General features: G+C 58.4%; 10 protein-coding genes. 7 read left to right on the top strand and 3 right to left on the bottom strand.

The features are described 5' to 3' along the window. Positions 1–2: 2 nt before the first annotated feature. The gene (locus tag ATHL_RS16685; RefSeq protein ID WP_062196107.1) at positions 3–1199 is read left to right on the top strand and encodes an ABC transporter permease; all 1197 of its coding nucleotides are present in this window, start codon (positions 3–5) and stop codon (positions 1197–1199) included. A gap of 132 nt (positions 1200–1331) precedes the next feature. After that, a complete protein-coding gene (locus tag ATHL_RS16680; protein ID WP_062196105.1) occupies positions 1332–3569 on the top strand; it encodes an ATP-binding response regulator in 2238 nt (745 codons plus the stop codon). Here ATHL_RS16680 and ATHL_RS16675 read toward each other — a convergent pair. Beyond that, positions 3520–4803: a response regulator gene (locus tag ATHL_RS16675; protein ID WP_062196104.1), complete on the bottom strand. Its 1284-nt coding sequence runs from the start codon at positions 4801–4803 to the stop codon at positions 3520–3522. The two genes, ATHL_RS16680 and ATHL_RS16675, sit on opposite strands and share 50 nt — an antisense overlap. Before the next feature lie 279 nt (positions 4804–5082). Between ATHL_RS16675 and ATHL_RS16670 the strand changes: the two genes are divergently transcribed. The 5 genes from ATHL_RS16670 (at position 5083) to ATHL_RS16650 (ending at position 11376) form a co-directional block, all read left to right on the top strand. Continuing rightward, complete coding sequence (locus ATHL_RS16670) at positions 5083–6525, top strand: ABC transporter substrate-binding protein (RefSeq protein ID WP_062196102.1); 1443 nt, start codon at positions 5083–5085, stop codon at positions 6523–6525. Positions 6526–6810: 285 nt separating this feature from the next. After that, on the top strand, positions 6811–7743 hold the full coding sequence (locus ATHL_RS16665; RefSeq protein WP_062196100.1) for a carbohydrate ABC transporter permease: 933 nt from the start codon (positions 6811–6813) through the stop codon (positions 7741–7743). A gap of 16 nt (positions 7744–7759) precedes the next feature. Further along, entirely contained in the window at positions 7760–8647 is an 888-nt protein-coding gene (locus ATHL_RS16660) for a carbohydrate ABC transporter permease (protein ID WP_062196098.1), read from the top strand. A 36-nt stretch (positions 8648–8683) separates the two neighbouring features. Continuing rightward, on the top strand, positions 8684–10588 hold the full coding sequence (locus ATHL_RS16655) for a glycoside hydrolase family 127 protein (protein WP_062196093.1): 1905 nt from the start codon (positions 8684–8686) through the stop codon (positions 10586–10588). 170 nt (positions 10589–10758) lie between these two features. Then, on the top strand, positions 10759–11376 hold the full coding sequence (locus tag ATHL_RS16650) for a hypothetical protein (protein ID WP_062196091.1): 618 nt from the start codon (positions 10759–10761) through the stop codon (positions 11374–11376). A gap of 92 nt (positions 11377–11468) precedes the next feature. On the opposite strand, the gene ATHL_RS16645 is transcribed toward ATHL_RS16650, so the two are convergent. Both ATHL_RS16645 and ATHL_RS16640 read right to left on the bottom strand, forming a co-directional pair. Then, positions 11469–14297 carry a cation-translocating P-type ATPase gene (locus ATHL_RS16645; protein WP_062196089.1) on the bottom strand — a complete coding sequence of 943 codons (2829 nt, stop codon included), beginning with the start codon at positions 14295–14297 and terminating at the stop codon, positions 11469–11471. 211 nt (positions 14298–14508) lie between these two features. Beyond that, positions 14509–15876, bottom strand: coding sequence for a glycerate kinase type-2 family protein (locus ATHL_RS16640; protein WP_084001659.1), 1368 nt, complete (start codon positions 15874–15876; stop codon positions 14509–14511). Positions 15877–15894: the final 18 nt, after the last annotated feature.

Genomic DNA, 15894 nt, shown 5'->3' with positions numbered 1-15894 from the left:
CGATGCGAAAAATTCTGGCCATCATGCGCAAAGATATTCTCCTGAGGTTTTCTTCTCCATCAGAGTGGCTCTTCTTCCTCATTTTGCCGCTTCTCTTTACCTTCCTGCTTTCGGGCGGAACAGGCGGGGGAAATTCGGACGCGCGTTCCGTCCTGCCTGTGGTAGATGAGGCACAGTCAGAGCTTTCAGCTCAAATTCTGGCCGAACTGGAGCACTCCACCGTCGTCCGACCGCAAAAAGCCAGCCGGGCCGAGGCAGAGAGCCGGTTTTCAGAGCGTAAGGTGGCTTTCTGGCTGCTCATTCCAGAGGGGGTCACGCTGGCCACCCTGCGAGAGGGCAGCCGGGAGATCACCCTTTACACGCAACCCAATAACCTGAACGCCCTCGCGGCACAGCGCTCCGTTCAATCGGCATTGCGAAAGGTGGGATTGAGCCTTCAGGCAGCGCGTCTGGCCGTTCAGCAGGCCGAAACACGCCACCCTTTCTCTTCAGCGGCGGAGCGAGAGGCGTATTTTGACCGTGCAATGGAACTGGCAACCAATCTGCAGAGGTCGGCTCCTTCCCGGCTGGTGGTGAACCAGGCGCAGACCTCCGATGAGATTCTCTACGACCCGAAGGCCAACTCTTCGGCAGGGCAATTGATCACCTGGGTGTTCATCCCACTGCTGGGTATCTCGGCCCTGTTTGCCGCCGAACGAAACGCCGGGACACTGGCGCGGCTGATCACCACGCCTACTTCACGGGCGGCCTTTCTGCTCGGGACGATCGGTGGGCAGGTGGCAATGGCGCTGGTGCAAATGCTCCTGCTGGTGGGCTTTGGCGTGGTGGTGCTTGGGGTACCATGGGGCCGCGAGCCGCTGGCGTTGATGGTGCTCCTGGTGGCTGCTGCGCTGGCAGCCGGGGCGCTGGGCTGTACCCTGGGGACGATCATCCGCAGTGACTCTCAGGCCAACAACCTCAGCATTTTGCTTGGCATGGTGATGGCCCTGCTGGGCGGGTGCTGGTATCCACTGGAACTCTTCCCTGCCGCGGTCCAGCAGGCAGTGAAAGTGCTGCCCACCACCTGGGCCATGCAGGGGATGATTGACCTGACTCTGCGCGGCGAAGGTCTCGCCGGCATTCTCCCCGAGGTGGGTGTGCTGCTCGGATTTGCAGGTGTATTTCTGGGCATCGGCGTGTGGCGTTTTTACCGGCAATAACGCGCCTGAAAGGCACCCTGATCGCTGGCCGCGGGGAGGTCTTAACCTTTCCCGCGGTTGTTTTTCTGCGGGCACTTCACGCAATGGATAGCGGAGCGGTAAAATGGTAAAAAAAAAGCCGAGGTGCCCCGGATGCTGCATTTATTGAGAAATGTACATATTCTTGACGAAGATACCCGAAGCTTCATCCGCGAAATTTCTCAGACGGTGACCCGATCGCTGGCGCTGGCGGTGGTCTGTATCTACCTGGTCTGGGCTTATCTTCTGGGCGCTTCTCAACCGGGACGTTATCTGAGCAGTGTATTGCTGATCACCCTGCCGGTGGTGCTTTCGGTATGGGCCTCCCTCGCGCTGATCGAAAAACATCCCACGCTGGCCCACCTGCTCTGGTTGACCGGCCTGTTTGGGGCAATTACCCTGGGCTGGGTGTTCTTCAGGCGGCCCGAGATTGCACTCTTTTACCTTTCAATTCCGCTGGTTGCAGTCATCGTCAACGGCTGGACACTGGCTATTTTCTCGGAGTTACTTTTAATCGCCACGCTGGTGGCAACCGCCCAGAGCCCGGTGATCTTCCCCATGCCAGATTTTCTGCGCCTGATGATCGGAGTGAACAGTGTGCTGATCGGGTTTATCGGGGCACTGGCCACGGGCTCGGTGGTGGGGGTGGTGCAGAGAGCCTTCAAAGAATTTCAGATGGCACGCGAGCAGATGGAAGAATCGCGCCACCAGCGTATGGAGCTGATCCAGACTCAGGAAGACCTGCTCCAGGCGAACCGTGAGCTGGCCCGCCTTTCAGACCGGCTCAAGGCGCTCATGCAGATCGCCGAGGACGCGCGGCGGGTAAAGGAAGAGTTTGTGGCCAACGTCAGCCATGAATTGCGCACTCCGTTGAACATGATCATCGGCTTCAGCGAGCTGATCACCCAGGCGCCGCATGTTTACGGCGATTTACCCCCCGCCCTGTTGGCCGATATCGCCGCCATTCAGCGCAACAGCCAGCATCTGGCCGAACTGGTGAACGATGTACTCGATCTCAGCCAGATTGACGCGGGCAGGATGACGCTGGTGCGTGAATGGACGACCCTGCAAGAACTGGTGGAATCGGCGGTGAACGCCACAAAGATCCTCTTTGAGATGAAGAACCTGTATTTGAGGGTAGCCATCCCGCAGGAGCCGGTTCCGTTGTTCTGCGACCGGACGCGCATTCGAGAAGTGTTGCTGAACCTGCTCAGCAATGCCGGGCGCTTCACCACCGCCGGTGGGGTGACGGTTCGCGCCTATTCTGAGGGGAGCAACATGATCATCAGTGTGGCCGATACGGGGCCGGGAATCTCACAGGCAGACCAGACACGCCTTTTTGAGCCTTTTCAACAGCTGGATAACTCCATCCGTCGGGAGGGCGGGAGCGGCCTGGGGCTGAGCATCAGCAAGCGCTTCGTTGAGCTTCATGGTGGCAGGATGTGGCTGGAGAGCGAACTGGGGAAGGGCACCACGTTCTTCTTCAGCATTCCCATGGTGGAGCAATTGACGCCCCATGGAGAAGTGCCCGGTTACCGGCGCTGGGTCACCCCCTATCACCAGCCTGAAGTCGAAGCACGCCGTTCCAAAGCCCCCATCCCCGAGGTGCTGCCCCGGTTTGTGGTGTTCGATCGCAGTGCCGCTTTACAGCGGGTGTTCAACCGTTATCTGGACGAAGTGGAAATTGTGGCCGTGGAAAGTCTGGAAGCCGCGCTGGAGGAATTGAGCCGCTCTCCGTCTCAGGGGCTGGTTCTGAACGGTGCCACAGTGGATGTTTCTTCCCAGGCGGTGGATCAGATCATCGGTCATTTACCTTTCCTCACGCCGGTAATTACCTGCTGGGTAACCGGCGAAGACGAGGCCGCCAGACGGCTGGGAGTGGCAAACTATCTGCTTAAGCCGATCAGCCGGGCCAGGCTGATCGGGGCAATCCGCCAGCTGGGCGAAGGGGTGCGCACCGTTCTTCTGGTGGATGATGATATCGAAGTGCTTCAGCTTTTCTCGCGCGTGTTAAATTCGGCAGAGGAAGGATACACCATCCTGCGGGCAAGAGACGGAAACCAGGCTCTGGAACTGATGCGAGAACGGAAACCCGATGTGGTGCTTCTCGACCTGATCATGCCTGAGATGGATGGTTTTCAGGTGCTGCGAGAGAAACAGGAAGACGAGTCGATCCGGGAGATTCCGGTGATCGTGATGTCTTCGAAAGACCCCACCGGCGCGCCCATCGTCAGCGACTCGTTGATGGTCATTCGCAAAGGGGGGCTCTCGACCAGAGAGTTGTATTCGAGCATCCGTGCACTCAGTGAGGTGATTGCTCCGCGCGCGCCGTCAGCTGTTCCAGCACGGTGAGCAGTTGTTCCTGAGAGATGGGCTTTCTCAGGTAAGCGCTGGCGCCAAGAGAAAGGGCCAGTTCTTCCTGAGGCAGGATGGTGCACACCAGGAGCGGGATAGAGGCGGTCGCCGGATGCGTGCGCAGTCGACCGAGAACTTCCCAGCCATCGATATGCGGCATCATCACGTCGAGCAGGATAACGGCAGGGGTATGCTTTTCGGCGGCGGCGATGGCCAGGGCGGGGTTCCTTTCGCCTGCCACGCGATACTTTGTTCCCGTAAGGTAACGCTCGATCAGTTGAATGAAATCGGCATTGTCATCGATGACCAGCACAGTCTGAGCCCGGAAGACAGGCAATTGCAGTCGGGCATGGAAGGGATTGAGGGTGTTCGAACACGATAAATGCCCGCCGTAAAGCTCACTGAATTGAGCGGCCAGATCTACATTGGCGCGGTCATCGGCGCTGATCTCTCGTGAAGGTGCGCCGGGTGAAGCACAGAGGAAGGTTACCTGCACGGTGTTTTCCTGCGCCTCTGCGCTGATCTTCAGGGTTGCACCGGTTTGCCCGCAAATGGCCACACTGAACAGAGTGAGTAAAATTTGCCTCAGAGCAACCTGTTCCACCGCCAGGTCAGGCAGGTCCGGGGGTACCTCGACCGTTAATTTGATCTGGTACTGGTTCATCAGGTTGCGGCTGAGGTCGATCACGCCTGCAAACACCTGCCCGAGGTTAGCCGGCTGGGTGATGGTGCGCGGAGAGAGCCAGCTCAAGTCATCGCGGCGGGGCACGTCTGGAGGCGCCGAAAGATCACTCTGGGGAGAAGTGGCAACCGAGGTGCCTGAAGGCTCGTCACTGTCGGGGTCTTTCACCACGAAAGATTCTGAGCCAAGGTGATAGCGATTCCACAGGTTGGCCGCCAGTTGAACGATGGCGGCATTCTGCTCGCGGCGCAAATGACGCACGCTCAAGCCGAACTGGTTGGCAACCTCTTCCTGGTTGAGCTGGTGCACATAGCGGTAAAGGATAAGCTCGTACGATTTGCGTTTCTGGGCGGCGTTGGGGTCGCCTTCGCGTGGTTGCAGTTCGTTGATGGCTTCATTCAGGATGCGCTGGAGGACGGCGGGGGTATCGGGGCGGTCGCCCAGGTCGAACCATTTGACCAGCGGACTGGTACGCAGAAAATAAGGATCATAAAGATGGTTGAGAGCGCTCCGTACCACCTGAAAAAAGAGATCGCTGTCAATTTTCATACCGCTGCCCCTCACCTATTGATTCCTGGCCGAACCGGCTACCGGAGCCGTGCGTTAAGTCCGATTTATGTCCGCTTTCGGGCTGATGTTTGGCTGAAAAAACTTGGTCGGCCCGCGCCCCTTCATTATACTGTGAAGTGTCGTTGGTTTTTTGATTCGTGCATAGCGATCCCATTTCGTCCACCAATTGAGGAGGTGTGTTCTGCGGAGCGTTCCATCTGATTCGTTCTCCCTTTGTCTTTCCATTTCTGGTTCTCGATCCATATTCAGGAGGAAAAAATGACTGTAAAGCCCTTCAATCGGCGAAATTTTCTCAAAGCGTCTGTTTTAACGGGCCTTGGGGCGGCCCTGGCGGCCTGTGCCCCCAAGACGGCCACCCCTGCCGCCAGCAACCAGGGAGCCTCTGCGGGCTCTCAGCCCAAGGAAGAAGCCCCCACAGCGGCTCCGGCCAGTGCGCAGGCTGTGGAAATTACCTTCATGGGCTGGGGCGCCCCCGAAGAAGATGAAGGCGTGAAGAAAGCCATCGAGCAGTTCCAGAAGGAACAATCTGAGGTCAAGGTAACCTGGCTCCACACGCCCGAACAGTATGCCGAAAAATTCCTGGCCAGCGTGGCCGCCGGTACCCCGCCCGATACGGCCTTTATCGGTTCGGATGTTTTCCGCACCTATGCGCGCGATGGCCTGCTGCTGGATATTACCAACTACGTCAAATCTGATCCGCTGATCGGCGCCAAGGATTATTTCATCGAGCCGCAGGAAGAACAGCGCTGTACGTACAAAGGGAAATGGTATGGGATTGGCTCCTGCTGGGTGGCGCCGCACATTTATTACAACGCCGATACCCTGGAAAAAGCCGGCGTGCCCTTCCCCAGCAACGATCCGGACGAAGCCTGGGACTGGAATACTTTCCTCGACTACGCCATTAAGCTGACGGTTGACCGCAACGGGAAGACCCCCGCCGACAGCGGTTTTGACAAAGACAACGTGGAACGCTGGGGGGTTTCCTGGCCTACCTGGTGGATTCCATTGCATTCGGCAGTGGCCTCTAACGGAGGCGACTTTATCGACCTCAACACGGGATTGTTCGTCCTGGATAAACCGGAAGCGCTGGAAGCCATTCAGAGGGTGTACGACCTCTCACTCAAGCAGCATGTAGCGCCTTCCGATGAGGTGACCCAGCAGCTTGGGATGAGCACGGTGCAGATGCTGGAGAATGGCAAACTGGCCATCGCCATTGACGGCTCATGGGCGCTTTCGTGGATGTACAAAATGAAGGGGCGCCTCGGAACGGCGGTCTTACCCAAGATGAAAGTCCCCGCCACCAACATGCAGGCGCACCTCCATTCGGCTCTGGCCGCTTCCAAACATCCCGACGCCGCCTGGAAGTGGGTGCGCTTCCTCTCCACACCGTATTATCAAACCCAGTTCTGCAAGATCGGCCTGTGGCTGCCGAGCCAGACCGCGCTGATGACCCCCGAAGGCCTGAAAACCTGGCTCAACCCCGAGGTGCACCCCGAAGGATATGAGCTGATCGTCACCAAGTATGTGACCAACTACGGCAAGGTGCTTTACATGCCGCCGGGGTATCCCAAGACCAACGACGTGATGCAGCCCGCCTGGGATAAAATTCGCATTGGTGAAGCCACCGCCGAAGAAGCCCTGCCACCGGCAGTAGCTGAAGCCAATAAGATCCTCGAAGAAGAAGCCACGAAGGGGTCGTAAGGTTCGCATCCAGGATCAGACAGAGGCCCATGCCTGATCATCGCTGATCATCAGGCATAGCGCTGGCACTGGCGCACCGGTTGAGTTTCGCTATGATTAATGGTAAACCGGAAGCCAGTGCCAGCCAGGATGTTTTTTAGCGGAGACGCGAAGCTGTCAGCGGATGGGTTGATCGCACCTTTTTTGCGGTGGGGGCAGAGGTTCTCTCCGTAAAAACGTAGAAAGGAGGAGGCGCAGGAGGGCCAGGGCCTGTCAGGCATTGAGGCTTCCGAGGCGCCGGGGATTATGAATATTGCTCAGACCATTTCCAGGAAAGTCCCGTTTAAGAACCCTTTTCACACTCTGCAATTTCGAAGAACGCTGATCGGGTATATTTTTATCTCCCCGTTCATCCTCGGGTTCTTTTTCTGGTTCCTGGGGCCAACGGTTTTTTCGGGCTGGTTAAGCATGACGGACTGGAACCTGATCAGTCCGCCAAAGTTTGTCGGCTTGCAGAATTTCCAGCGGCTTTTTAATGACAAACTTCTGTTGCAGTCTTTAAAAGTCACCAGTATTTACACCTTCGTCTCGGTACCCCTGGGACTGGTGCTTGGTTTCTTACTGGCTCTGTTGATGAATACCCGGGTGCGGGGCATTCGGGCTTTCCGCACCATTTATTACATGCCGAGCATTGTACCGGCAGTGGCCAATGCCGTGCTCTGGGCGTGGATTTTCAACACCGAATATGGCCTGCTTAATGCCGTGCTGCGCGCGCTGGGGTTCGCCAAGATCAGCTGGCTGATCGACACCCGGTTTGCCCTCCCGGCCATTATTCTGATGGGGTTGTGGGGGGTTGGCGGAGGCATGGTGATCTACCTCGCCGGTTTGCAGGGCATTCCAGAAGTATATTACGAAGCCGCCGAGATCGATGGAGCAGGCCGCTGGCAGAGGATGATTCACATTACCATTCCGCTGATGTCTCCGGTGTTGTTCTTCAACCTGATCATGGGAATCATCGGCTCGTTCCAGGTGTTCACCGCCGGTTACCTGCTGACCGACGGCGGCCCTCAGAACTCGACGCTGTTTTATGTGCTTTATCTGTACCGGGTGGGCTTCCGCAATCTGGAGATGGGGTATGCGGCAACACTGGGTTGGCTCCTCTTCTTCATCATCCTTGTCCTGACTCTGATTGTTTTCCGGTACATTGGCCGCAACGTGTACTACGAAGAGGCCAAGTGAGCAAAGGAGGAAAAGCATGGCAACTGTAGAAGCTTCTCTGGCAGGCCAGGCCAGCGCAGTAAAAGTCAACCGCCCCAAACTGACCCTCTGGCGGGTGTTCATCTGGATCGTACTCGTGGTAGGGGCAGTGATCATGCTCATGCCGTTTGTCTGGATGATCAGCAGTTCGCTCAAAGCAGAACAACAGGTATTCCAGTACCCCCCCAGGCTTCTCCCCGATCCGCCGATGTGGTCAAACTACGTGGAAGCGCTGGTATACAAACCCTTCGGGCTGTATATTCGCAACACGGCTTTCCTCGTAGGGGTGAACATGCTGGCGGTGCTGCTGGCGTCGTCGTTCTGTGCGTATGGCTTTGCGCGCATTACCTTCCCCGGTCGCGACTTCTGGTTTGTGATTGTGCTGGCCACCATGATGATGCCCTATTACGTGCTCATGGTGCCCATTTTTATCATGTTCACGCGCCTCGGCTGGATTGACACCTACCTTCCGCTCACCGTGCCCACCTTCTTCGGGGGCGGGGCTTTCAACATCTTCCTGATGCGCCAGTTCTTCCGCACCATCCCTCAAGAGTTGAGCGATGCGGCACGCATCGATGGTTGTAATGAGTTCCAGATTTACTGGACCATCTTCATGCCGCTGGCAAAACCGGCACTGGTGAGCATCGCCATTCTGGCATTTCTGGGCACCTGGAATGATTTTGTCGGGCCGCTGCTGTACATTAAATCGCCCGATTTATTTACGGTTTCCATCGGCCTGGCAGGGTTCCGCAGCATCATGCGTTCGCGCTGGGATTTGCTGATGGCCGCCTCAACCGCGATGACCATTCCAGTCATTGCACTGTTCTTCGCCGCACAGCGGTATTTCTTTGAAAGCGGGGGAATCACCCTCACCGGTTTGAAGTAAACTTAGACCAATCGCGATCTCTTAACCCTACGGAGAATGACCATGCCCAACGTTCAACGGTCCCTTCAGCCTGTTCCTTTCACACAGGTACAACTCACCGATGGTTTCTGGGCTCCCCGCCAGGAGACCAACCGCAGGGTCACCCTGCAGCATATCCACCGCAAATTGCAGGAGACGGGGCGAATTGCCGCCTTCGACCTCAACTTCACCCGAAAAGTGCCTTCACCCATTGTGGAAATCTTCGGCGATTCTGATGTGGCCAAATGGATCGAAGCGGTTAGCTACTCGCTGGCCACACACCCCGACCCGCAACTGGCCCAGACACTGGATGGGGTGGTCGATAAGGTCATCGCCGCCCAGCAGCCCGACGGCTACCTGAACACCCACTTTATCGTCGTCCAGCCGGAGATGCGCTGGAAGAACCTGCGTGACTGGCACGAAATGTACTGCGCGGGGCACCTCATGGAAGGCGCGGTGGCCCATGCGCAGGCCACCGGCCAGCGCAAATTACTCGATGCACTGGCCCGCTACGCCGATCACATCGATGCCACCTTTGGCCCCGAACCCGGGAAAAAGCGCGGCTATTGCGGCCACCCGGAGATCGAACTGGCGCTGGTACGGCTCTACCACGCCACCGGCAACCCCCGCTATCTCAAGCTGGCCACGTTTTTTGTCGATGAACGCGGACAGCAGCCCCATTACTTCGATATCGAAGCGCGTGAACGGGGAGAAGACCCGGCTTCGTTCTGGGCCAAAACCTACGAGTATTGTCAGGCCCATGTGCCCATCCGCCAGCAGGATAAGGTCGTGGGGCATGCAGTGCGCGCAATGTATCTCTTCAGTGCCGTGGCCGACCTGGCACATGAGAATAACGACCCCTCTTTGCGTGAGACGTGCGACCGCTTGTGGGACAACCTGATCCACCGGCGCATGTATATCACCGGCGGTATTGGGCCTTCACGCCATAACGAGGGATTCACCGAGGATTATGACCTGCCCGATGAAACCGCTTACGCTGAAACCTGTGCCACCATCGGGCTGATCTTCTGGAATCATCGCCTGCTCCAGTTCGAGGGCGACCGCCGCTTTGCCGATGTGATGGAACGTGGACTCTACAACGGCTTCCTCAGCGGGGTGACGCTTTCGGGAGATCGCTTCCTCTATGAGAACCCGCTTTCGACCAATGGCAGTCGCCATCATGAAGAATGGTTCTACTGCCCGTGCTGCCCGCCGAACGTCGCCCGGTTGCTCGCCAGCGTCGGGGGATACTTCTACTCCACCGGCGCCGAGGATGTGTGGGTGCATCTCTTCGCGAGCAACCACGCCAGCCTGGAAGTAGCGGGCACCGCCCTTACCCTGCGGGAAGAAACGCAGTACCCCTGGGATGGAAAGGTCACCCTTCAGATGGAACTGGAGCGCCCGGCAACCTTCACCCTGCATCTGCGCGTGCCAGAGTGGTGCCCCGGCTACCGCCTGAGCGTGAATGGAAAGGCTTTGCAGGTTCAGCCCGGCCCGGATGGCTACCTGGCTGTTCGGCGTGAGTGGCAGAGCGGAGACACCGTGGTTTACGAGATGGATATGCCCGTGCAACTGATATGGTCGAACCCGGCTGTGCGTCAGCTCGAAGGGCGGGTAGCCATTCAGCGTGGGCCGGTGGTGTACTGCCTGGAGAGTGTGGATAACCCCACCACCCCTCTCGACCGGATTTCGATCGACCCAGAAGGCTTCTTGAAGGCCTGCACCGTTGAATATCGCCCTGATCTGCTGGGTGGGGTAGCGGTCATCCACGGGCCGGGGCGGGCCATCGAAGCCGAAGGCTGGGGCGAGGTGCTCTACCGTCCTGAGGCGCCCGGCGAAAAAGAGATCACCCTCACCGCGGTGCCATACTGCACCTGGGATAACCGCGAACCGGGTGAAATGCGCGTCTGGTTACGCGCCTGATCGGCAACCTGGCGAGAAAAGCGCAGGGGAGGTGCCTCTGGAGGCACCTCCCCTTTGTATGCAGAAGAGGGTAAGTACCCGTTTCGATGAACACGATGATTGATTCCCATACCCCGAGAGTTATAATGAAAAAGCCTTCACCCGAATGAAGACGGCGATGGGAGGGACCAATGGCCCAAAAAGTTTTTCTGTGGTGTGGGGCGATTTTTGCCTTTTTGACTCTCCTGGTGGGGTGTGGTTCTCAGCCGCCTGCTCAGACCACAGAAACCCGGGAAAACACGGAGTCGCAGTGGCAGGGAAAAGGATATGGTTTTACCTGGGATGTACCCATCCCGGAGGGATTACAGTTTAGCGGAGTGGTTCATGGTTGTACCACAGTTGAATTTGCCGCACGTGTGCAGGTAGATGGTCCCATTGGAGATGGCCATACCATGCACATGGAGGGTTCCTCCGTGATGGAGGGTGTGCCAATCGCAGAGCCAGGAAAAATGATCCATTATTATTCTGTGGACATTCCGATGACCGGTAATCTCGATTATAAAGATGCGGATTGCCGCATCGAAAGCACACTTCGGTTCCTGGCCAGAGTGGATTTTGAGAAGAAGCTGGCAACCATTCAAGAGGCAAAGTCTCTTGAAGGCAAAGTAACCTGTACCCGCGCAGGAATCTCGGTGACCTCACCCCAGCCAGGGCCATCAGACCTGCCCACTCCAGAGAATCTTCCCGTCCATTCACTGGATACGAAAGAATGCCAGCAAATGCTTGAGACGGGCGGTTCTTCGCAGTGAGAATAAGCGTTCAAATATTTCCCTGATAAAGAAAAGCGGGCTGGCTCTTGATAGATAAGCCAGCCCGCTGTGGCTCGAAGGTTTTGTGTGGTTTACCCGCGGCGCATGCGGCGCAGGAAGAACACCTTGGTCAGCTCGGCCACCACCGAGGGCACCACAACCAGGGGGAGAATATCGGCCCACTGAGGCCACCCAAGGGCTTCGGTGCCAAAGACATCCTGGAGGAAGGGAAGGTAGACCACCGCCAGAATCAACACCAGGGAAGAAAGCACGGCCAGGTTCATCCAGCGGTTGCTGAACAGGCCAATTTTTAACAACGGATAGTACTCAGAACGGGCAGTGTAGGCACGCAGAAGTTCGGAAACGCTCAGGGTCACAAAGGCCATCGTTTGAGCATAGAGATGGTGCTGTGGATCGGTAGAGCCAATCCAGAAAGCCAGCAGGGTGACCGCGGTAATGGCAAGCGTCTGAAAGCCAATGCCGATCTGCATATTGCGGTTGATAATCGGTTCCTGGGGAGGGCGCGGGGGTTGTTCCATAATGTCAGGGTCGCCCTTTTCGGTGCCAAGGGCCAGGGCAGGCGCGCCGTCGGTAACCAGGTTGAGCCAGAGAAGCTGCAAGGCGGTGAGAGCCGATTTACCAATCACCACCGTGGAAAGGAAAATGGTGGCAATTTCAGCCAGGTTGCAGGAAAGCAGGTAGTAGACGAACTTACGGATGTTGCTGTAGATGATGCGCCCCTGCTCGATGGCGGCCACGATGCTGGCGTAGTTATCATCCGTGAGCACCATATCGGCGGTTTCTTTGGCCACATCGGTGCCGGTGATGCCCATGGCCACGCCAATATCCGCGCGTTTGATAGCCGGAGCATCGTTGACGCCGTCGCCGGTCATGGCAACCACTTCGTGGTTGGCGCGCAGGGCATCCACAATGCGCATTTTGTGTTCAGGCGAAACGCGCGCAAAGACATCGGTACGTTCGATTTCGCGGATGAGGGTGGCGTCGTCCATCTCGACGATCTGAGGGCCGGTCAGCACCTGGCGCCCGGGCTTGAGCAGGCCAATGCTCTCGCCGATGGCACGTGCGGTGTTGGGGTAATCTCCGGTGATCATGATGGTACGGATGCCAGCTTTGCGCGCTTTCTCGAGAGCCGGGCGCACTTCGGCGCGGGCGGGGTCGATCATGCCGACCAGCCCGACGAAGATCAGGTCTTTTTCGAGGGTTTCGCTCTGGATTTCTTCAGGCAAAACGGGCACCAGCCGGTAGGCCAGCCCCAGCACGCGCAGGGCATCACGAGTCATGGCGTCATTGGCGGCAAGGATTTGCTGGCGCTTCTCCGCAGTGAGTGGTTGCGGATGATCCTGCAGGTCCTGGTAATGACTGCACAGCTCCAGAACGACATCCGGGGCGCCTTTGACGACCACCGCATACCACTGGCGGACGTGGCCATTGTAAATGGGAGAACTGTCTTCAGGAATGACCTCTTCGATGTGATGCACGGTAACCATGCGTTTCCGGGCCGAGTCGAAGGGGATTTCTTGCGAGCGTGGATAATGGGCGCCAAGTTCACCCTGGAAAATGCCCGCCTTGGCGGCGGCAACCAGAATGGAGCCTTCAGTAGGATCGCCGATGATGCGCACACTGCCAGAACCGTTCTCACCTTCCAGGGGTTCGAGCTGGGCGTCATTGTTCAGGGTGCCCACCCACAGAGCCGTGGTGGCAGCCGGGTATTCGTGCAGGTCAACCTTCTGGCCATCACGGAGGAATTCTCCGCTGGTGTTGTAGCCGCTTCCGGTAACCTCCAGCGTAACCCCGTCAACCCACAGACGGGTAACGGTCATGGCGTTCTGGGTGAGGGTGCCGGTTTTATCGGAGCAGATGACGGTGGCGGAACCGAGGGTTTCAACCGAGGCCAGACGGCGAATAAGGGCGTGGCGGCGCACCATCTCGCGCATGCCAAGCGCCAGGCTGATGGTAACGATCGCGGGCAGGCCCTCAGGCACGGCGGCGATGGCCAGGCTGACGGCGATCATGAACATTTCTACCAGCGCAGAAAGGTTGAACTGCCCGTCCAGCAGTTCGCGGGCAATCCCCACCACAAAAACCAGCCCGCACACTGCAAGCGCCCCCCAGCCAAGGGTTTTACCGAGCTGGTCGAGGCGTTTCTGAAGGGGAGTTTCTTCTTCTTCCACACTCTGCAGCATGCCGGCGATCAGGCCAAGCTGGGTGCGCATGCCGGTGGCCACCACCACCCCTTTACCGCGTCCATACGAAACCAGCGTGCCCATAAAGGCAGTATTCTTCCGGTCTCCCAGCGCGGCATCGGCGGCGATGTGATCCACAGCCACCTTGCTCACCGGTACCGATTCACCTGTAAGGGCGGCTTCTTCCACCCTGAGGTTGACGGCCTCCAGCAAACGCACATCGGCGGGCACGTAATTACCCGCTTCAAGGAAAACGATGTCACCCGGGACAAGTTGCCAGGCAGGCAGGGTCACTCGCCGTCCATCACGGAGCACCTGGGCTTCGGGAGCAGCCATTTTCTTCAATGCCACCAGGGCTTCTTCGGCCTGGCTTTCCTGCACCACACCCAGAATAGCATTCAGAACGACGATGGCCAGGATGGCCGCCGCCTCGACCCATTCGCCGAGGAGGGCCGATACCACCGCGGCCACGATGAGCAGAATGACCACAAAATTATTCAGCTGGGAGAGGACAAGCTGAAAGAAAGATGGGCGGGGTTTTTCGGCCAGCTGGTTGGGGCCGTATTGTTCGAACCGGCGCGCCGCCTCTTCTGAGGTCAGACCTTCTCCGAGGTGAGTACTCAGGGTACGGATGACCTCATTGGCGCTCATGGCGTGCCAGGTGATGCTCACTTCGCCCGATGAATCCCTGGATGCAGGTACCACCTGTTTTTCCATGAAGAACTCCTCGCTGGTAAAGATGCGTGGGCAACCCCCGGCTTAAGCACAGCCGCAGAGCACCGCGGATTACACACGCCTGCCGGGAAGATCGCCTTCGTAGAAGTATAAACCCAAACTGCGGCGGCGTACTAAGGTCAATCTTCCGAGCTTTACCCCGTCAATGTTCCTGAATACCCACAGCCAGACAGAGCCACGCAGCAAAAACGCATCAGAGCAGGAAGAGAAAAGTCAGGTCGTTGACGTTGGTGCGGGTAGGGCCGGGGAGCAACAGGTCTCCAAGGGGCTGGAAAAAGTGATAAGCATCATTGCGCGCCAGGAAGTGCCCGGGATGAAAGCCACGGGAGAACGCACGGGCGAGCGTATCACCCGACACCACCGCCCCGGCGGCGTCGGTGGGGCCATCACCACCATCCGTAGCCAGGGCGATGAGGAAGGCGTTTTCAAGGCCGCGCATATCTTCCACGGCGCCCAGCGCCAGCTCCTGGTTGCGCCCTCCCAGCCCCTGACCGTGCAGGGTAACGGTGGTTTCACCTCCGGCGACCAGGCACGCAGGGCGGGGGAGCGGCTCACCGGTAGCGGCCACCTGCCGGGCAATTGAGGCCAGGGCACGCCCGGCCTGGCTGGCCTCTCCCTGGAGAAAGGTGGTCAGGAGCAGTGTATGCCAGCCTTCGGCACGGGCCTGGTGAAGTGCGGCACGCGCCGCCTGTAAATTGCTGGCCACAACCAGGTTTTGTACACGTTGAAAGAGCGGGTCACCGGGCTTGGGAGTTTCACCTGTTTCACCCCGCAGTCCGGCCTGCAGATGCACCCGAATGGACTCGGGCACCCGGTCGGCCAGAGCGTATCGTTCAAGCACGCTCCAGGCATCAGAAAAAGTACTTTCATCGGGGAAACACGGCCCTGAAGCGATGACATCCAGCCGATCACCGATAACGTCGGAGAGGATGAGAGCGGCAACCCGGGCAGGGGCGGCCATGCGTGCCAGCGCCCCCCCCTTGACCTGATCGATGTGTTTCCGCAGAGCGTTGATTTCATCAATGGCCGCCCCGCAGGCAAGGAGCAGGCTGGTAAGCGCCTGAACGTCGGCAAGCGAAATGCCCTCCGCTGGGGCGGTGAGCAGGGCTGACCCACCCCCCGAAAGCAGGCAGAGCACCAGGTCATCGGCACCCGCCTGCTGAAGCAGGGAGAGGATGCGCCGCGTACCCTCTACGCCGCGTTCGTCGGGAACAGGATGAGCGGCAAAGGCGATTTCGATGTGCGGAAGGCGGACGGCTTCCGGGGCATACCCATCTTTCACAATCACCAGTCCGCCCGCGATCCACGCGCCGAGGATATCTTCCACCGCCTGCGCCATGGGGTAACCGGCTTTACCGGCTCCAACCACCCACACGCGGCGCACGCTTTGCAGGTCATAAAGCTCATCTCCCACCCACAGGCGCTGGCCTTCTCGCCGCAGGTAGCGCCGTACCGCCTCCCGGGGGTCTACGGCGTTAACCGCAGCGGCCATGACGCGCGCCATGCCCTCACCGGCCGGGTGCGCACGCAGGGATGCGGTCAGAAAAGAAGCAGGGTTCATCGCGGCGGCGGTGGCCGG

The organism is Anaerolinea thermolimosa (genome assembly GCF_001050195.2).
Taxonomy (GTDB): Bacteria; Chloroflexota; Anaerolineae; order Anaerolineales; family Anaerolineaceae; genus Anaerolinea; species Anaerolinea thermolimosa.
This window is presented reverse-complemented; position numbering and strand designations above follow the sequence as displayed.